Raw genomic sequence first — 19,019 nt, 5'->3', positions numbered from 1 at the left:
TATGCTGTATAAATTGCAGTCGCCGGCAGCCGATTCAGGATGCTGGTTGTCCACAGCCTCTCCGGGTTCATCCGTGATGCCGCAAATCTTCTCCGATCCCGAGGCGATCGCCGAGCACATCATCCGTGACATCGGACCTGAACTTGTGGTCGGGTTGCCGCTTGGGCTCGGCAAGGCCAACCACATCGTCAATGCGCTGTACGCGCGCGCCGCCGCCGACCGCTCCATCAACCTGACGCTGCTCTCGGCGCTGACGCTCGAAAAGCCGAAGCCAAAGAACCTGCTCGAGCAGCGCTTCATCGGCCCGGTGATCGATCGGCTGTTCGGCGGCTATCCGGATCTCGCCTATGCAGAGGCGCTGCATGCTGGTGTCCTGCCGCCCAACATCAAGGTGATCGAGTTCTTTTTCCTCGCCGGGCAATGGCTGTATCAGCCGTTCGCTCAACAGCATTACATCTCGGCGAATTATACCCACGCGGCGTCCTATTTGCTGTCACGTGGGTTGAACGTCGTCACCCAGCTCGTTGCCAAACGTGTGGTCGATGGCGAGACCCATTACAGCCTGAGCTGCAACACCGATACGACGCTCGACGTCCTCCGCGCTCGCAACGCCGGGCGCGCATCGTTCAAGCTGATCGCGCAGGTCAACTCCGAGCTGCCGTTCATGCCCGGCGCCGGCGATCTGCCGGCCGACGAGTTCGCGGCTGTGCTCGACAGTCCCACGACCGACTTTCCGCTGTTCGCGCCGCCGTCCGAGCCGATCAGCGACACCAAATATGCGATCGGGTTACACGCTGCGGGTCTGGTGCGAGACGGCGGCACGCTGCAAATCGGCATTGGCCAGGTCGGCGATGCGCTGGCCCAAGGGTTGGTGGTCCGCCATCGCGAAAGTGGGCAGTTTCACGGCATCATGAAGCGGCTGGCGCCGGGCAGCGGGCAACTCGCCGCAGCCGAAACCGGGCCGTTCGAAAAGGGCCTCTACGGCGTCAGCGAGATGCTGTTCGAGGCGTTCCTCGGGCTGATCGACGCCGGCATCCTCAAGCGCGATGTTGACGGCGTAATCCTGCACGGCGCTTTCTTCCTGGGCCCGGAATCGTTCTATCGGGCGCTGCGCGAGATGACCGCGGAGCAGTTGGCGCGGATCCAGATGATGCCGGTGTCCTTCACCAACGAGATCTTCGGCGACGAGGATGGCAAGCGCCGCGCCCGTGTCGACGCGCGTTTCGTCAACAACGCGATGATGGCGACGCTGCTCGGCGCCGCGATCTCGGACGGTCTGGAGAACGGCCAGGTCGTGAGCGGGGTCGGCGGTCAATACAACTTCGTGGCGCAGGCGTTTGCGCTCGAGGGCGCACGTTCAGTGCTGGCACTGGAGGCGACCCACCCGTCCGGACGACGGACGCAGTCGAACATCCGCTGGAGCTACGGACACGAGACCATTCCGCGGCACCTGCGCGACATCTTCGTCACCGAATATGGCGTTGCCGACGTGCGCGGGAAATCGGATGCCGATGTCGTCGCGGCGATGCTGCAGGTGGCGGATTCTCGCTTCCAGAGCGAGCTGATGCGGCAGGCCAAGGATGCCGGCAAGCTGCCACGCAATCACGAGATTCCTGCGGCCCACCGCGAGAATTATCCCGAGCGCATCAGGGCCGCGCTGAAACCCGCGCGTGATGCCGGCCTGTTGCCGCCGTTCCCGTTCGGCAGCGATTTCACCGAGGTCGAGCAGCGGCTGATCCCTGCCTTGCAGACCCTGCAGCAGGCGCAGCGTACCCCGCTGCAACTGCTTGGCCTATTGTGGCAGGGCATGCGGCATCCACCCGACGCCGCCGACCGCGAATGCCTGGCGCGGCTCGGCCTCGACAAGCCGACCTACGCTGTTGAGCGCGCCTATCGCGCCCTCGTCAGTGCGGCGCTCGCAAGGAGCAGGGGGCGCTAGCGGTTCTTGTTGACCGGCTTGCGCTTCTCGATGAACGCGGCCATGCCCTCGGAGCGGTCTTCCAGCGCGAAGGTCGAGTGGAACAGGTTGCGCTCGACATTCATGCCTTCCGACAGCGGCGTCTCGAAGGCGCGGTTGATGGCTTCCTTGGCCATCGCGGCCGCCGGGCGCGACATCGAGGCGATCTTCTCGGCTGCGGCCAGCGCCTCTTCCATCAGCTTGTCGGCGGGCACGATCCGCGACACCAGGCCCGAACGCTCGGCCTCAGCGGCGTCCATCATCCGCCCGGTGAGGCAGAGATCCATCGCCTTCGACTTGCCGATCGCGCGGGTCAGGCGCTGCGTGCCACCGATGCCGGGGATGGTGCCGAGGGTGATTTCCGGCTGGCCGAACTTGGCGGTGTCGGCGGCGATGATGATGTCGCACATCATCGCGAGCTCGCAGCCGCCGCCCAGCGCATAGCCGGCCACCGCCGCGATCGTCGGCTTGCGGCATCTGGCGACACGATCGCCGCCGATCGAAGCGAAGTCGCTGGTGAACATGTCGATGAAGCCCTTCGGCTGCATCTCCTTGATATCGGCGCCGGCCGCGAAGGCCTTTTCGCTGCCGGTGATCAGGAGACAGCCGATCTTGTCGTCGGCCTCGAGATCGTCGACCGCTGCGGCGATCTCGCGGAACACGCCGAAAGAGAGAGCATTAAGCATCTTCGGCCGGTTCAGCGTGATGATGCCGACCGGTCCCTTGCTCTCGACGATGATGAATTCGAACGTAGCCATGGACGCAAACCCCGTGCGTGATTTGCCCGGCAATGTGCCCGCTGGCGGGATGCGCTTCAAGTGGCCGAAAGGCGGTGCGGCGCTACCCGTGCCGCACAAGCGGCGGCGCCCGGCTTACGCCATGAACATGCGCGCAGCGGAGGCCACCGTGAGCAGGGCGCCGAAACCGATGAATATCTTTCCAATCAGCGACGTTTGATCCCAGGCCGAGCTTTCGTCGCTGGCCAGAACCGGCGCTGCCCCGGAGGCGGCCATCGCCACGGTTTGCGGCTGCGCCGGCGCAGGTTCGGGCTGAGCTGCCTGTTGTTGGGCCGGCTGCTGTCGTTCCGCCGGCTGCGCCTGCTGCAGGCCGCGATCCACCTCGTTGAGCTGATCGGACGCGACCACGCTGCTATCGGCGGCAGGCTGCTGCGCGTCGGCCGGCCTGTCGGCCGCCACGAGCGTCGAACCGGCCTTGGCGGCTGAGGCGTTGCCATTGCTGCCGCCGGACGTTAGCTCTGCATTGGCGTTGGCGACGGAGGCGGGAATCCCTGTTGAGGTGACGCTACCGGCGTTGCTGACGTCACTGCTGGCCGCCTTCTTGCTGTCGGACGTGTCGGTGGTCTTGGCGGACTTGCCGCCGGCATCGTGCTTGCTGCGCCGCGCCGTCTGACGGACCGGCTTGTCAGCGGTCGCGCTCGCAGATTTGGATGCTGTGGTGTCCGTACCGGCCGCGCGTACCGGCATCGAGCCTGAGACACACGCGAGGAACCCTGTCGCCGCCATCAAGGCCAAGCACCCGCTGGCTTTGATTTTCATTTGATTATCTCCCCAATTCGCCTGCCCTTGGGGGAGAAATGAGACCCCGCTGCGTGTCCACACCGGGGCAGAAAAAGGGAATCTTCGGGCCTCCATGGGCGAAAGCTGGGCAATTCCGCCGTCGCGGTCTGATCATCGAAAGCCGCACCGATGCTTGTCGGTCCGATCGGTGTTATGAGCCGAGAACTTTGGACAACCGCAGGAGCGATTCTGCCAACCGGTCGTCGCGGCCATCTTGCCGGGGCCTCTTATCACGAATTCGTGATGTAATCGGACCTCGCGTAACGAATTGAAAGATCGACCGAATTGCAACTCAGGAGCAGGCGTGCGGGAACGTGAGGACGAGTGGACCGGCCTGATGCGGTCGGCCATTTCAGGCGATGAAGCTGCGTATCATCGCCTGCTCAAGGCCATCACGCCCGTGCTCCGCGCCGCGGCGCGCCGGGGATTGGCGCGCGCGGGACAACCGGTCGATCAGTCCGAGGACATCGTGCAGGACATCCTGCTAGCAGTGCATTTGAAGCGGCAGACGTGGGATAGCAACGCGCCATTTGCGCCCTGGCTGTTCGCGATCGCGCGCAACAAGCTGATCGATGCGCTGCGCCGCCGCGGCAAGCGCGTCTTTGTCAACATCGACGACTTTGCCGAGACTTTGCCCGGAGAAACACCCGAGCCGACCGCGTCGGCGAGCGAGGTGGCGGCCCAATTGCAGACCTTGCCCGCGCGGCAGCGCGATGTGCTGCAATCGATCGCGGTCGACAGCGCCTCGATCAAGGACACAGCGGCAAAGTTCTCGATGAGCGAGGGCGCGGTGCGGGTTGCGCTGCATCGCGGGCTGGCGAGCCTCACTGCGAAACTACGGGACCGATGAGCATGGATACCGATCAACTCATTCGAACCCTGGCGGCCGACAATGCTTACCGTCCGCGGCCGATCGGCCTTGCGCTGATGCTGGCGCTGCTCGCCGCGGCTCCAGTCTCGCTCCTGATCTTCTTTGCCGAGCTTGGCGTCCGCCCCGACGTGATGACGGCGATGCACAATCCATTCTTCGACCTGAAGTTCGCGGTCACGCTGGCGCTTGCGGCCTCCGCGATCGCGGTCAGCCTGCACCTGACGCGGCCCGAAGCCTCGCTGCGCGGCTTCGGCTGGTGGCTGTTGGTCCCTGCCGGCATTCTCGTTGCCGCCATCAGCGGCGAGATGATGATGCCGCAACGCGCGCCGATGATGACGCGGCTGATCGGCAAGAACTCGACGGCCTGCATGTCCGCGATCCCCGCGATGTCGCTGCCGCTGCTCGCGGGCGCGCTATATGGGTTGAGGCAGGGCGCGCCGTCGCGGCCGGCGGTGGCCGGCGCGGTGGCCGGCATGCTGTCGGCGGGATTGGCGGCGACGATCTATGCCTCGCACTGCACCGACGACTCGCCGCTGTTCGTCGCGACCTGGTACACGCTCGCAACCGCGATCGTCGCCACCGTTGGCGCATTCGCGGGACGGCGGGTGCTGCGATATTGAAAATCGCAGAATGGGGGACCAGGGCCCGTTGCCTATCTACGGCACATCAGTGATCAGGCGGCCGGCGCGGACTGCTGCATGCGATGGAAACGGAGCACCTGCTGCGCGGTCGAGGGCCGCAGCCGCTCGTAGGTGTCCTTGCATGCCTGGAGGTCGGTCGGTTCGCCGCCCGAGATGTCGTCGCGCAGATTGAAGATGGCGCGCACCGTCGACCACGACAGGCCCGATACCTTAGCAAGGATCATCACGCCCTCGGCGCGGCTTTCGATCATCATGTTCTCGGCGACGCCGACCGTGACGTTGGCGAGCGCGGCAAGCGAGGCGTTGGTCTCGTCGAACTTGCCGGCCTCGGCGAACGCCGCGAGCTGGAATTCGTCGAGCCGGCCGTCCTGGTAGAGCGATTTGACCAGGGCATGTGCGATGGCGGTGTCGCGGGTGACGGCACCGGGGGCCGAGCGCGCGCGTCGCGTCGCTTCCTTCACCGCGATTGGGATCTCCTGGGCCTGCTGCGGATTGGCGGCCTCGAGCCGCTGCCGCACGGTATCGGAGGCCTTCGCGACCAGCTTGAGATAAAGGTGCCGCGGAATGCTCGGGCGCAGGCCGACGCAGGTCGACAAATTGTCATCACCCTCGGCCCGGCTGACCAGGCGGGTAAAGCCACGCTCGGTGAATTCCGCGCCGGGATTGTTCACTGTGCTCTGGATCACCTCGTCATTGCCGCGCAGCACCAGCACGTCGGTGACGGCGCCGCTCAGCGCTTTTCTGGTCGAGATCGCCAGCAGATGCGCTTGGCTCCTGCTGCGCGCCGTCTCGATCAGGGTGTCATCGTCGAGCCGCATCGACTGCGCCAACACCGGGCCTGCGACCTCGATCAAGTCGTCGAAGGCGAGCGTGCCGATCGTCCGCGGCGGCGCGGTGTCGATCGGGGCCAGCCGACTAGCGAGCAGGGCTCTGGCTGAGCTTTCAATGTGCTCGAGCAGGCACTGGAAAACGTCGTCGAACAGGCCGATCTGCTCGTCCGAATAGTCCACCGAGCCGTTGATGAAGAGGTCGGTCACGCGACGCAACGTCTCGACGCGGCGCGCAACGGTGCCGTGGGCAAGCGTCGCCTGCAGCTCGTCGAGCAGGCTTGCGGGGGCGGTCGCGGACTTCGAACTCATGACTCTATCCTGGAGCGATGGCGACGGTTTCTCCGGCGCTGTTTGCTGAACGGGAGCGATCAGGCACCCACGATGCGGTTGCGTCCCTGGGCCTTGGCTGTGTAAAGCGCGCCGTCGGCGCGGGCGAGCAGGGTGTCGGCACTTTCGCGCGGCCGCAGCGCGGTGACGCCTGCGGAGATCGTCACCTGCATGCCCGGCGAGAATGCGCTCCAGTCGAGATCGGCGATGATCGTGCCCAGCCGCTGCAGTGCGCGCATGGCCTGATCCTGGGACAGATCGGGCAGCACCAGCAGGAATTCCTCGCCGCCATAGCGGCCAAAGCGATCGATGCTGCGCAGATTGGCGAACATGCCGATGGCGAAGGTTCGCAGCACCTCGTCGCCGATCGGATGGCCGTAGACGTCGTTGATCCGCTTGAAATGGTCGAGATCGATCAGCGCGACGGCACAGGAGCTGCCGTTACGGCCACAGCGTGCGATTTCCTCGTCGAGCATGCGCACGATGCTGCGGCGATTGAACGCGCCGGTGAGTTCGTCGAGCTCGGCGAGCTCCTCGATCCGACGATAGGCCTCCTTGAGCTTCAAGCCGCTCTGATACAGCGACTGCTGCATCGAGCTCGAGAAGATGCCGAGGCACATGCAGCGTCCGATGGTCAGCGCGAACACCAGCATGGTGGCAAGGCGCTCGACCGTGGTGCCCGACGGCATGCCGATCGGCTTGTCGGTTGCAAGGAACAGCGCCGCCAGGCCCATCACCATGACGGTCCAGACGATGGCGGTCTGTCGCGCCGAGATGCGCAGCGCGCCAAAGCCGAACACGACGAACAGGTTGCAGAGAAAGAGCACGCCGACTTCCGGCGCGATGTAGGTGAACACCAGCAGGTTCACCATGTTGATGGCCGATTGCGGGGTGACGAGATAGTGGTCTCGGAAGCGCTCGTGGAAGCCGCGCTCGGAGAGCAGCACGTAAATCGCCACCAAAGCCATACCGGTCAGCGCGTAGCCAGCCGCTACTCCGATGCTGGTGGTACCGGCATGGGCGTAGATCAGCAGGACGACGGCATCGAGCAAATAGCAGCCGGCGATCATCGCCTGGATTTGGCGTCGCTGCCTGGCCCGGAGCGCCAGACGCTCGGCTGTCAGCTTGGGACGGTCGCCGTCCAGTACGCCCGCGATCGGGCCGAGAAATGACGACGCAGCGCCGGCCATGGTCTCGCCATTGGTGAAATCCGGCAAAATCTATGTGGGAAAGCCTTTAGGTTTGGTATCTTTTGGAACCGAATCCGCCCGGACTGGAATGCGGTCTCGCCCTTGTTTTCGTAAGGGAAATCCCCTTGCCGGCCGGCTGGGCGGCGCGCGCCGGCATGAGCTTGCAGGCGGCCCTGGCCCCCAAGCGTGGCCTTGAGGACTTTATTATGATACCGCTGAATTTTTTTGCGCTCGGAAGCTCGTCAGTGGTGTAGATCACACATGCAATTCGAGCATTGCCGTAATGTGAAGAATCTTGGCTTGCGCGTCGAACCGCGGGCCATCCCCCTCAGACCAACTTTGCGAGACGGCCATTGAGCGCGACACAGGCGGCTTCGGACGAGCTTCTGATCGCCAGGATCGCTCAAGGCGACCGGCTCGCTATGCAGGTGCTGTACGGACGGCACCATGTGAGGGTGTATCGTTTCGGGCTTCGGCTCGTGCGGGACGAACAGGTGGCGGAAGACCTCATCGGTGAGGTGTTCCTGGACGTGTGGCGTCAGGCCGGCAAGTTCGAGGGTCGATCCGCCGTTTCAACCTGGCTCCTGGCGATTACCCGGTTCAAGGCGTTGTCCGCGCTGCGGCGCAGGAAAGACGCCGAACTGGACGATGAGGCCGCGAACGCGATCGAGGATACGTCCGACGATCCGGAAACGGTGGTGCAGAAGAAGGATACCGGTGAAGCGTTGCGCAGGTGCCTGACGGCACTTTCGGCGGAGCACCGGGAGATCGTCGATCTTGTCTATTATCACGAGAAATCCGTGGAAGACGTCGCTGAAATCGTCGGCATTCCGCAGAACACGGTGAAGACGCGTTTGTTCTACGCACGCAAGAAACTTGCCGAGTTGCTGAAGGTAGCCGGCATCGAGCGAGGTTGGCCATGATGGCAGCGAACAGAAAGGTGCTGGATCAGGAGCCGGGCGATATCGAGCTGCTGCTGCCCTGGCACGCGGCCGGCACGCTGAACGCGCGCGACGCGCGCCGTGTCGAGGATGCGCTCGCCCGTGATCCGGAACTGGCCAGGCAATATGCCGTGGTCCGCGAGGAATATGCAGAGACCATTCGCCTGAACGAGAGCCTCGGCGCGCCCTCGATGCGCGCCATGCGGGAGCTGTTTGCGGCGATCGATGCCGAGCCGAAGCGCAAGCCGTCGATCACGGCGCGCATGTCGACCGGCATCTCCGAGTTCTTCGCGAAATTGTCGCCGCGGACATTGGCTTGGTCGTCCGCCCTCGGTGCGATCCTGGTGCTGTTGCAGGCAGGTGTGATCGGCACGGTGCTGATGCGGAGCCAGCCGACGTCATTTCAGACAGCCTCACTCGACGAGAGCGAGCGTGGCGCGCAGGTGACCCGTGACCTCTCCAGCCCGGCGCCAGCGCCACCGCAGATGGCCGAGCGCAGCGCGCCCTTGACCCGCGATTTGTCCGCTGCCCCGGCAGCAGCCTCGTCGCGCGTGCTGGTGCGTTTCACGCCGGATGCCAAGATCGCCGACATCAGCGCATTGCTCGACAGCTATCAGGCCTCGATCGTCGACGGCGCCAAGGGTGGGCTATTTCGTCTGCAGTTCGGCAACCGTGCGATGTCGCAGGGCGACGTCGCGGCACTGGTCGCCAGGCTACAGAAGGAAAAGATCGTCAGCTCCGCGGCCGAAGCGCCGTAGCCGTCGGCATTGAGCCGCACGTCAATTCCCAACAACAACGGACAGGGCAGTGTGTGCGATTCCGTCGCAGTCGCCGATGGTCTTGCAGCTTTCAATAACACTTCCGTGAGTCCGCGCGCCGAATGTCGCAACGCCGTCGATGACATCGACGATTCCGCTGCAAACGACGCAAAATCAAGCTGCTTCGCGGGGATTTTGGCGTTGTACGCACCGGCTGATGCAACGGAACCTCGAGACCGAAAAGTAAAAAAGATCGCCGGGGGTTTGAACGTCGACGTTCCTGTCACGACTTATCTCTGTGGGAGCGGTTATCCCTCCCCGGCTATATCAGGCGCGAGCGCCCATCCACCCCAAGCGCCCATATGGCTTTGACCCGTCCGGTTGTCCCCCCGGACGGGTCTTCCATTTTTGGGGTGTGCTCCATGCGATGACTGCTCGGATGCAGGCGGCGATTGCATCGCCATCAATCACGAGGCACCGCGGTTGATCGGCCAGCCGCACTCTCTTCAGAAGCACGACGCATCGCAGACGCGCGACACATCGGCATCATGCCAGCCCATGACTCGACCATGGACAGGCAAGCAACTCCGTAGTGCAGCGGACTTCCCTCGTCGGCGTTCTCAAATTAAGAATTTAGTTAGACTTTATTTACCTTTTCCACAGAATATCTCGGTCGCCTCAAGTTGATTCGGTTCGGTTGCGTCTGCGTCCGTTTTCTCTGCTTACGGGCAAATTGAATGACACATCGGACCGACGTGGCCAGAGGTCACGAGATCGTTGCGCGCTGGTGCAACCTTGCCGAGCAACGGCTCGAACACCTCACCGAGCTGTTCGAGACCGGGCGCTGGCGCCGCTACCACACCGAGGACGGCTTTCTCGAAAACATCAGGGAAGCCAGGGCCGCGGTCGACACCTGGCGCGAGCTCCTGTCGCGCGAAGCCTCGCTCGACAACTCGCCGATCGATCTGTCGTGGCTCGGCCGTGGACGCCCGAAATTGCCGCCGCGCCTCACCCTGCCGGCGGAACGCGAGCCGGAGGTCTTGACCTTCGCGAACTCCACGATGACAGCCATGACGGCTGCGCTCGAGACGGCCGCCGAGGTGATGGAGGAGGCGCCCGCCGTGACCGACGCGCCGCCGCTCGAGATGCCGGTGCCGCCGGTGCTCGATCTCAACGCGATCCAGGCGCGCTACCCGTTGCTGCGCAACATGCTGTAAGCCGGCGCCTCAGCCAAAGCAGGATGAGTTCGGGTTGCATCGACTCGCGGAGGTTCGGTTCACCTCTCCCCATCGGGGAGAGGTCGGATTGCGCTCGGCGATGCGGAGCATCGTCCGTGCGGTGCAATCCGGGTGAGGGCCTTGCGCTCTCGATAGACCGTAACCCCTCACCCGATTTGCTGCGCAAATCGACCTCTCCCAAGGGAGAGGTGACTCCGGCGCTGTTTCAGGTCAACCTAATCCCATCATGCTAACGCCGGACGGCGTTGGAGCCGACCATTAGCTGCGCATATTGCTGGGCCCCGCCGGCCGACAGGTCCGTCGTCACGGCGCGGGCGTGATCGAGGCCGACCACCGCGCCGCGGGGCGTTTCCGAGATCATGTTGTTGTTGATCAGCGCGGTGCCTGCGCCGGGCACGACGGAGACGCCGACGCCGACGAAGGCGTTGCGGATGACGTTGCCGGTGATCGCGACGTCGCGCAGGTACTTGCCCCAGCCGGCGATGATCCCGAACGAGGGGGCGTTCTCGACCACGTTGCCGGTGACGGAGGTATCGGCCTCGACATAAATGCCGATGCCGGCATCATCATCGGGCGCGGTGCCGATCGGACGTTTCGGGACCAGATTCCGGATGACGTTGCCCTGGACCACCGCGATGTGGCCGCCTTCGTTGAAGTTGCACACGGAGACGCCGACCGCGGCGCCGTCGACGGTGTTGTTGGCGATGACGGCAGCTTCGAAGGAGAACTCCGAGTAGAGCGCGACCTCGCGGACATCGCTGACGCTGTTATCCGTGATATGGATATTGGAAGCCGAATTGCCGCGCACCGCCGAATAGTCGCAATTCTTGATGCGGTTGCCGCGCACGATCACGTTGCCGGCGCGGAAGGCGTTGATGGCGTTGCCGTACTGCCCTGATCCGCCGGGACCGGCCTTGATGTCCTCGATGCGGTTGTCGGCGACGATGCTGCCGTCGTCGCCGATCGCGGTGCGCAGGATCTCGATGCCGTTGTCGTTGGCGCCCTTGATCGTGTTGCGCGCGACGCTCAGGCCCAGCGCATCGAACGAGACCAGCGCCGTGCTCGCGATGTCGGTGAAGATGTTGTTGCTGACGTCGCCCGACACCTGCTCGAACCAGATGCCATTGCCGCCGCTGCCCTTGAACTCGCAATCTCTGATGCGGATGTCGCGCCCCGCCAGGCAATGCACCAGGCCGCGCCGGTTCGGCAGCGGGATGTTGCCGCCGTCGAGGACCAGACCGGAGAGGCCGGCGCCGTCGGCGCCTTCACCGGAGAGCATCGACGCGCCACCGGTGAAGGCGAGCCGGCTCGCGCCGCGCACGCCGACCAACTGGCTGCCGGGCGCAAGTCGCAAGAGGCCGGTGCGGTAGACGCCAGGCGGGAACACCAGCGGCACCTGAGTGCGTGCGGTCTCGTCGATGGCGCGCTGTAAATTTCGGGTTTGATCGTCGGGACTGTCGGGGCGAACGCCATATTGCGTGACATCGCGGCCGAGCGAGCCAATCGCCGGCGCCGCGCGCGCGGCGTCCGGCGACATCGCAAGCGCACCGGCGACGCCGACGGCAGATGCTCCGATCAGATGACGGCGGTTGACGTCCATGCTCCGTGGCCCTCGCAAGAGTTCGCGAGCGGTGATGTTCGCGTCCGATAGGTAACGCGAAATACGGAGACGCATGGTGAACACGCCGACGCAGCGGGCCGATTGTTGGCGGTAGGGTTAACCCCCGGTGCAGCGATCAGTGCGTGCCCGTGAGGGTGGCCTGCCGGGTCAGTTTCACCAACTCCATCAGCATGGCCTCGCCGGCATCGACGAGCCGCTCGAGCGTGATGGTCGACATGCCGCGCGCGGCTGTTCCGTCATGGGCGAGCGGCGGAACGTGAACGAATTGTGCCAGCCGGAGGCCATTGTCGCGATCCACGGCCTCGATCGCGCGCCAGCTCAGATAGTTGCAGAGGTAGCTGCCGGCATCGCGTGACAGGCGCGCATCGATGCCGGTCGCGCGCGCGGCGCGCAGCAGCTTCTCGGAATGCGGCCCGAACATGTGCGCATCGGCGCCGTCGGCGATCGATCCCTTGCGCGCGTGCTGGCGGCCGGCATCGGGAAAGCGCGTGGTCACCGCGTTGCGGGCGCGGGTTTCGATCCGCACATGGCCGGTGCGGCCGGCAAGCCCGAACATCAGCAGCGCCTGCGGGCGATGGGTTGCGAGCAACTCCGGCAATTCGCGATCGACCGCCGCATAGGTGACGTCGAAGATGTGGCTCGTCCGCGCGATGTCGTCGAAGGCGGGACGGCGCAGCTCGGTTAGCCGCTTCACCAGTGCCATGGTCGGGTTGAACGGCGCACCCGGGAACGGTCCGAAGCCGGTGATGAGGATGCGCAAGCTCTCGCTCACCTCAGCATCTCGGCGATCCGTTCGGCCGCGACCGCGGGAGCGATGCGGCCATCGGCGACGTCGCCCTCGGTCTTCTTGACCTTGGCGCGGATCGCGGCGTCGGCGCGCAGCCGCGCCATCATCCGAGTCTCGAAGATCGACCACATCCACTTCACCTGCTGCTCGCGGCGCCGGCTGGCGAACTCGCCGGAGGCCGTCATCGCGGTGCGATGCTCGAGGATCTTCTTCCACAGTTTGTCGAGGCCGATGCCCGACAACGCCGAATAGGTTTCAACCGGCGGATGCCAATGCTCGGAGCGGGGCGCGAGGATGTGCAGCGCGCTGCGATACTCGGCCGCAGCGAGGTTGGCGCGCTTGATGTTGTCGCCGTCGGCCTTGTTGATCGCGATCATGTCGGCGAGCTCGACGAGGCCCTTCTTGATGCCTTGCAGTTCGTCGCCGGCGCCCGGCAGCATCAGCGCCAGGAAGAAGTCGGTCATGTCGCAGACCGCGGTCTCGGACTGGCCGATGCCGACGGTTTCGACCAGCACCACGTCGAAGCCGGCCGCCTCGCACAACAGCATCGCCTCGCGGGTTTTCGCCGCGACGCCGCCGAGCGTGCCCGAGGCAGGCGAGGGCCGGATAAACGCCTGATCGGAGGCCGCAAGCCGCGCCATCCGCGTCTTGTCGCCGAGGATCGAGCCGCCGGTGCGCGCCGAGGAAGGATCGACCGCCAGCACCGCGACCTTGTGACCATGCTCGATCAGGAACATGCCGAGGGCATCGATGGTGGTGGACTTGCCGACGCCGGGCGAGCCGGTGATGCCGACCCGCACCGCCTTGCCGGTGTCGGGCAGCAGGGCCTGCACCAGGTCGCGCGCGGCGGCCTGGTGATCGCTGCGGCGGCTCTCCACCAGCGTGATCGCTCGCGCCAGCGCCGCGCGCCGGCCGGCGCGAAGGTCGCTGGCGAGGGCGTGGATGTCGGGAGAGGCAGGCTTCGATGCGGTCATGTCCTGCTTTACAACGGCTGGCCATGGCAGGCGAGGGGAACACGGACCGGCACCGGCACGACTTGTTGATGGCGCCTAGCGCATGAGGCGATGAGGTTGAATGGCTGCGAAGGGCGCACTGCCAAAATATCGAAAAACAACCCCATGCAAAGTAGCCGACGGCAGCCGGCGTTCGGCAAGGCAACTTGACACGTCGGGCAACTCAGCGGCATTCTTCCATTATCCAGAAATCGTGCTGTAACCCGTAGCCCGGGTGAGCGCAGCGATACCCGGGGAAGCCGGCCCCGCATATCGCTTCGCTCATGCGGGCTACGAATTGGCGATGGGAAGGCGGATCGGCACCGGCAGGGCTTGTTGATGAAGCCTAGTCTAGCAGGTGATTGGAACGCCAAGCCCGCCGAGGAGAGCCACGATACGGAGTTCAGAACGCCTGCGGCTTCCTCTCAAACCTAAGCCTCAGGTCAAATTCTCTTGAGACAGCGGCTGTTAGCTTGTCGAAGGCAGCCCAGCACTCTTTCGAGTCACGCTGGCTTCTCTGGATCATTATTTCGACAAGCTGGTCTAACTCGGCAGCGCGGGGGCGCTCGACCAAGAGATCTGGTGTACGGCCTCACTAAGCCAACTCATCGCAGCATCCTAGCTAGAACCAAAGATGCCCGGGACAAGCCCGGGCATGACGAGTCCTGTGGATGGCGCCGCAGAGCTATTCTGCCGCCTCGCTATGGCCGAGCCGGGCGTTGAGCTTGCGGATCAGCTCCTCAGCGGCATCCGAGATCACGGTGCCGGGCGGGTAGATCGCCTCGGCGCCGGCCTTGTACAGCGCATCGTAATCCTGCGGCGGCACTACGCCGCCGACGATGATCATGATGTCGTCGCGGCCGTGCTTCTTCAGCGCGGCCTTCAGCTCCGGCACCGCGGTGAGGTGCGCGGCCGCCAGCGACGAGACGCCGAGAATGTGCACGTCGTTCTCGACCGCCTGGCGGGCGGCTTCGTCGGCGGTTGCAAACAGCGGCCCGATATCGACGTCGAAGCCGACATCGGCGAAGGCCGATGCGATCACCTTCTGGCCGCGGTCGTGGCCGTCCTGCCCGATCTTCGCCACCAGGATACGCGGGCGGCGGCCTTCGGCTTCCTCAAAGGCGTCGATCAGCGTCTGAACCTTCTCGACCTTGTTGGACATGGTCGCTGCCTCTCGCTTGTAGACGCCGGTGATCGACTTGATCTCGGCGCGGTGCCGGCCGAACACCTTCTCCATCGCGTCCGAAATCTCGCCGACGGTCGCCTTCGCTCGTGCCGCGTCGATCGCCAGCGCCAGCAGGTTGCCATTGCCTTCGCCAGCCGCGCGGGTGAGCGCCGAAAGCGCCGCGTCGACGTCCTTCTGGTTGCGCTCCTTCTTGAGCCGGGCGAGCTTGTCGATCTGCAGCCGCCGCACGGTGGAATTCTCCACCTTCAGCACGTCGATCGACCTCTCGTTCTCCGGTTTGTACTTGTTGACGCCGATCACCGCCTGGCGCCCGGCATCGATCCGCGCCTGCGTCTTGGCGGAGGCCTCCTCGATGCGAAGCTTCGGCACGCCCGCCTCGATCGCCTTGGCCATGCCGCCGAGCGCCTCGACCTCCTGGATATGGCCCCAGGCCTTCGCGGCGAGATCGCGGGTCAGCCGTTCGACGTAATAGGAGCCGCCCCAGGGATCGATGATGCGGTTGGTGCCGCTCTCCTGTTGCAGGAACAACTGCGTGTTGCGGGCGATGCGCGCCGAGAAATCGGTCGGCAGCGCCAGCGCTTCGTCGAGCGCGTTGGTGTGCAGCGACTGGGTGTGGCCTTGGGTCGCCGCCATCGCTTCGATCGTGGTGCGCATCACGTTGTTGAAGACGTCCTGCGCGGTCAGGGACCAGCCCGAAGTCTGGCAGTGCGTGCGCAGCGACAGCGAGCGCGGATCCCTGGGGTTGAACGGCTTGAGCAGCTTGGCCCACAACAGCCGCGCGGCGCGCATCTTGGCGACTTCCATGAAGAAGTTCATGCCGATCGCCCAGAAGAACGACAGCCGCGGCGCGAAGCGGTCGACGTCGAGGCCTGCGGCGAGACCGGCGCGCAGATATTCGACGCCGTCGGCCAGTGTATAGGCGAGCTCGAGGTCCTGCGTCGCGCCCGCCTCCTGCATGTGGTAGCCGGAGATCGAGATCGAGTTGAACTTCGGCATCCGCTGCGAGGTGTAGGCGAAGATGTCCGAGATGATCCGCATCGAAGGCAGGGGCGGATAGATATAGGTGTTGCGCACCATGAACTCTTTCAGAATGTCGTTCTGAATGGTGCCCGACAGCTTCTCCGGCGGCACGCCCTGTTCCTCGGCGGCGATCACGAACAGCGCGAGGATCGGCAGCACGGCGCCGTTCATGGTCATCGACACGCTCATCTGGTCGAGCGGGATGCCGGCGAACAGCGTGCGCATGTCGTAGATGGAATCGATCGCAACACCCGCCATGCCGACGTCGCCGGAGACGCGCGGATGATCAGAGTCGTAGCCGCGGTGCGTGGCGAGGTCGAACGCCACCGACAGGCCCTTCTGTCCGGCCGCGAGGTTGCGGCGGTAGAAGGCATTGGAATCCTCCGCCGTGGAGAAGCCGGCATATTGGCGGATGGTCCAGGGCTGGTTGACATACATGGTCGGGTAGGGGCCGCGCAGATAAGGCGCGATCCCGGGCCAGGTCTCGAGGAAGTCGATGCCGTCGAGATCGGCCTCGCTGTAGACCGATTTGACCGGGATGCCCTCGGGCGTCAGCCACGGCTCGGCATTCGCTGTGGTGGGCGCTGCACCGCCGACCTTCTCAAAAGCGATATCGGCGAAGTTTGGTATGCGGCTCATGCTGTCCATCATATCACTCGGACCATCTTGCGACGTCCCTCAATCATGGTCCGGATGCTGGTGGCTGACGATGGTCGCCATCTTCTCCGGTCCGTAATTCTCCATCGTCGTGTGGCTCGGCAGATTGGCGATACCGACCACCCAGCCGAGCCGGGACTCGGTTCCAAATTGTTGCGTCGGCACCACCCGGTCGGGCCGGTCGAACGCGCCGGTCATGATCTCGATCCGCGGCCCGTCGATGCGGCGGAAGCTCAAGGGTGTGCCGCAGGCCGCGCAGAAGTCGCGCTCGGCGATTGACGACGACTTGAACGCGGCAGGTTTGCCGCGGGTCCAGGCGAAGTCCTGCTTGTCGATGTCGGCGAAGGACGCAAACGGCGCGCCGGAGGCCTTTTGGCACATCCGGCAGTGGCAGATGCTGATCCGGGTTGGTGCCGCCGATACGGCAAAGCGGACGGCGCCGCATTGGCAGCCGCCAGTCAGAACGGTTTTCGCCGGTGTCTCAGCCGTCATGCTTGCTCCATCCGCCGATAAGCGTCGCGCAATGTCGCCAACGCGTCACCGCCGGCGAAGACGAACTCACCAATGCCGGCCGCCCGCAACGCCGCTTCCTGGTCGCCGGGCCGCCCAGCCAAATAGATATGCTTCGCTCCGGCGCCGTGAAGGGCCCTGGCGGCGTCGGCCGCGCGGTCGGCATAGACCTTGTCCGAGGAGCAGACACAGGCCATGGCCGCGCCGGAGGCCTTGAAGGCCTTGGCTAGCGCCGCCGCGTCGGCAAAGCCCTCGCTGTCGATGGCCTCGATGCCGCCGGTTTCGAAGAAGCTCCTGGCAAAGCTGGCGCGTGCGGTGAATTCCGCTGGTGTGCCGAGATTAGCCAGGAAAATCCTTGGCCGCGCACCCTTCGCCTTCAGCGCCGCATCCGACCTGTCGCGCAGGGCTTCGAACGGTTCGGCGAGGCGTATCGGCGCCAGCGCGTCGAACTTGATCGTCGCATCGGCCGGGACCGCGGGCGCAGCAGGTTTCACGTCCAGCACCGCGATGTCGGCCTCGTGCAGGTTCGGGAACTCGCTGGCGCCGGTCAGCACGTCGCGGCGTTTCGCGACGTTGGCTTCGCGCGCCACGCGGGTTGCGGCGACCTTGTTCTGGATCAGGCCTTGCTGGAGGGCCGGGAAGACGCCGCCGGCTTTCTCGATCTCCTGGAACAGCGCCCACGCCGCCTCGCAAAGCTGCGACGTCAGCGTCTCGATACCTCCGGAACCCGCGGCGGGATCGGAGACCTTTGCGAGGTTGGATTCCTCGAGCAGGACAAGCTGGGTGTTGCGCGCGACGCGCCGGGCGAATTCGTCGGGCAAACCAAGCGCCAGCGTATGCGGCAGCACCGTGATCGCATTGGCGCCGCCGAGGCCGGCCGCAAACGTCGCCATGGTCGCGCGCAGCATGTTCACATTGGCGTCGCGCTGGGTCAGCATGCGCCAGGCGGTCTGCGCGTTGACGAAGATCGGCTTCGGTGCAAGCCCACACGCCTGTTCGACCCGCGCCCACAGCCGCCGCAGCGCGCGGAATTTCGCCAGCGTCAGGAACTGATCGGCGTCGGCGCTGAGGCGGAACGAGATCGCGTCGCGCGCCGCATCGAGGTCGATGACGGCGGCTTCCAGCATGCGCAGATAGGCGAGCGCCACCGCCAGCGTGAAGGCGAGCTCCTGCACGTCGGAGCCGCCGGCGTCGTGAACGGGACGGCCATCGGCAAGCACGAACGGTCCCTTGAAGCCACGCTTGATCAGCCCGCTGACCACCTTGCCGAATGGCTTCTCGTAGTCAGCCCAGGCGGCAGCCGCGGCGCCCCGCACCGCGACTGTGCTGAGCGCCTGATAGTTGAAGTGGAGGTCGAGCTTGGCCGGATCGATCTTGCGGGCTTCCACGACGTCGGCAAACGTCTCGCCGGCGTTCTCGCGCCCGATCACCGGGTTCAGCGCGATCATGACGCCGGCATCCAGATGGATGCCGTCGCATACTTTGGCCAGTGTCTGCTTGCTGGCGTCGGCGAGACCGAAGTCGCGCGCGCCGGGACCGCCTGCAAATTCGAATTCGAGGCCAGTCGCCCCGTTCTCGAGATCGTGCAGCGCCTGCGCATTGGCCTGTGCGGCATCGGGATGGTCAACCCGTTGCAGGATCCGCCAGGGAGCAGCGGCGGCGCGGCCGGCGATCGGACTGGTGTTGGTGGCGCGGCGATAGATCGGATCGATCTTCAGGCCGTCATAGGTCTTGCCGACCAGCTTCTCGAACGGCGCGCCCTTCAGCACGCCGTCGACCAGCTTGCGCCAGTCCTCATACGTCGCCGGTTGAAAATCCGCTGCCAGCCGCAAATCGTCAGTCGTGGTCGTCATCCGCCCAAAATGTCCTTCGCCGGCCCCGCGAGGGGGGCCCTCTGATTTGGCCGGAAATTGCCA

16 protein-coding genes are annotated in these 19,019 nt (G+C 65.0%); 6 read left to right on the top strand and 10 right to left on the bottom strand.

The window, feature by feature from the left end; genetic code table 11:
• The first annotated feature begins 76 nt into the window (after positions 1-76).
• Positions 77-1,939 (top strand): acetyl-CoA hydrolase/transferase C-terminal domain-containing protein, encoded by a 1,863-nt coding sequence (locus tag P6U30_RS24725; protein ID WP_407170533.1) that lies wholly within the window; start codon positions 77-79, stop codon positions 1,937-1,939.
• On the opposite strand, the gene P6U30_RS24720 is transcribed toward P6U30_RS24725, so the two are convergent.
• Together P6U30_RS24720 and P6U30_RS24715 are read right to left on the bottom strand one after the other, a co-directional pair.
• Positions 1,936-2,715, bottom strand: coding sequence for an enoyl-CoA hydratase (locus P6U30_RS24720; RefSeq protein WP_407147403.1), 780 nt, complete (start codon positions 2,713-2,715; stop codon positions 1,936-1,938). The genes P6U30_RS24725 and P6U30_RS24720 overlap by 4 nt on opposite strands.
• 114 nt (positions 2,716-2,829) lie before the next feature.
• Positions 2,830-3,513: a hypothetical protein gene (locus P6U30_RS24715; RefSeq protein ID WP_407165490.1), complete on the bottom strand. Its 684-nt coding sequence runs from the start codon at positions 3,511-3,513 to the stop codon at positions 2,830-2,832.
• A 325-nt stretch (positions 3,514-3,838) separates the two neighbouring features.
• Between P6U30_RS24715 and P6U30_RS24710 the strand changes: the two genes are divergently transcribed.
• Positions 3,839-4,384 (top strand): sigma-70 family RNA polymerase sigma factor, encoded by a 546-nt coding sequence (locus tag P6U30_RS24710; RefSeq protein WP_407165489.1) that lies wholly within the window; start codon positions 3,839-3,841, stop codon positions 4,382-4,384.
• 2 nt (positions 4,385-4,386) lie between these two features.
• Positions 4,387-5,025 carry an NrsF family protein gene (locus P6U30_RS24705; protein ID WP_407165488.1) on the top strand — a complete coding sequence of 213 codons (639 nt, stop codon included), beginning with the start codon at positions 4,387-4,389 and terminating at the stop codon, positions 5,023-5,025.
• Positions 5,026-5,078: 53 nt separating this feature from the next.
• On the opposite strand, the gene P6U30_RS24700 is transcribed toward P6U30_RS24705, so the two are convergent.
• Both P6U30_RS24700 and P6U30_RS24695 read right to left on the bottom strand, forming a co-directional pair.
• On the bottom strand, positions 5,079-6,185 hold the full coding sequence (locus tag P6U30_RS24700) for a DUF2336 domain-containing protein (protein ID WP_407165487.1): 1,107 nt from the start codon (positions 6,183-6,185) through the stop codon (positions 5,079-5,081).
• Positions 6,186-6,244: 59 nt separating this feature from the next.
• A complete protein-coding gene (locus P6U30_RS24695; protein ID WP_407165486.1) occupies positions 6,245-7,393 on the bottom strand; it encodes a GGDEF domain-containing protein in 1,149 nt (382 codons plus the stop codon).
• A 353-nt stretch (positions 7,394-7,746) separates the two neighbouring features.
• Between P6U30_RS24695 and P6U30_RS24690 the strand changes: the two genes are divergently transcribed.
• The 3 genes from P6U30_RS24690 (at position 7,747) to P6U30_RS24680 (ending at position 10,309) form a co-directional block, all read left to right on the top strand.
• Positions 7,747-8,316 carry a sigma-70 family RNA polymerase sigma factor gene (locus P6U30_RS24690; protein ID WP_407165485.1) on the top strand — a complete coding sequence of 190 codons (570 nt, stop codon included), beginning with the start codon at positions 7,747-7,749 and terminating at the stop codon, positions 8,314-8,316.
• A complete protein-coding gene (locus tag P6U30_RS24685; protein ID WP_407165484.1) occupies positions 8,313-9,092 on the top strand; it encodes a hypothetical protein in 780 nt (259 codons plus the stop codon). Before P6U30_RS24690 ends, P6U30_RS24685 begins: the two co-directional genes overlap by 4 nt.
• Positions 9,093-9,829: 737 nt before the next feature.
• Positions 9,830-10,309, top strand: a complete 480-nt coding sequence (locus tag P6U30_RS24680) for a TIGR03809 family protein (protein WP_407165483.1) — start codon at positions 9,830-9,832, stop codon at positions 10,307-10,309.
• Between the two features lie 250 nt (positions 10,310-10,559).
• Here the strand turns inward: P6U30_RS24680 and P6U30_RS24675 are convergent, their stop codons facing one another.
• The 6 genes from P6U30_RS24675 to P6U30_RS24650 form a co-directional block, all read right to left on the bottom strand.
• Positions 10,560-11,930, bottom strand: a complete 1,371-nt coding sequence (locus tag P6U30_RS24675) for a TIGR03808 family TAT-translocated repetitive protein (protein WP_407165482.1) — start codon at positions 11,928-11,930, stop codon at positions 10,560-10,562.
• 136 nt (positions 11,931-12,066) lie between these two features.
• Positions 12,067-12,723 carry a pyroglutamyl-peptidase I gene (locus tag P6U30_RS24670; protein ID WP_407165481.1) on the bottom strand — a complete coding sequence of 219 codons (657 nt, stop codon included), beginning with the start codon at positions 12,721-12,723 and terminating at the stop codon, positions 12,067-12,069.
• Entirely contained in the window at positions 12,720-13,712 is a 993-nt protein-coding gene (gene meaB / locus P6U30_RS24665; RefSeq protein ID WP_407165480.1) for a methylmalonyl Co-A mutase-associated GTPase MeaB, read from the bottom strand. The genes P6U30_RS24670 and meaB overlap by 4 nt, the downstream gene beginning before the upstream one ends.
• A 703-nt stretch (positions 13,713-14,415) precedes the next feature.
• A complete protein-coding gene (gene scpA, locus P6U30_RS24660) occupies positions 14,416-16,575 on the bottom strand; it encodes a methylmalonyl-CoA mutase (RefSeq protein WP_407165479.1) in 2,160 nt (719 codons plus the stop codon).
• 39 nt (positions 16,576-16,614) lie between these two features.
• The gene (locus P6U30_RS24655; protein ID WP_407147390.1) at positions 16,615-17,085 is read right to left on the bottom strand and encodes a GFA family protein; all 471 of its coding nucleotides are present in this window, start codon (positions 17,083-17,085) and stop codon (positions 16,615-16,617) included.
• Positions 17,082-18,956 (bottom strand): methylmalonyl-CoA mutase family protein, encoded by a 1,875-nt coding sequence (locus P6U30_RS24650; protein WP_407165478.1) that lies wholly within the window; start codon positions 18,954-18,956, stop codon positions 17,082-17,084. Before P6U30_RS24650 ends, P6U30_RS24655 begins: the two co-directional genes overlap by 4 nt.
• Positions 18,957-19,019: the final 63 nt, after the last annotated feature.

It is taken from the genome of Bradyrhizobium sp. ORS 111 (genome assembly GCF_045571485.1).
In the GTDB taxonomy this organism is placed as follows: domain Bacteria; phylum Pseudomonadota; class Alphaproteobacteria; order Rhizobiales; family Xanthobacteraceae; genus Bradyrhizobium.
This window is presented reverse-complemented; position numbering and strand designations above follow the sequence as displayed.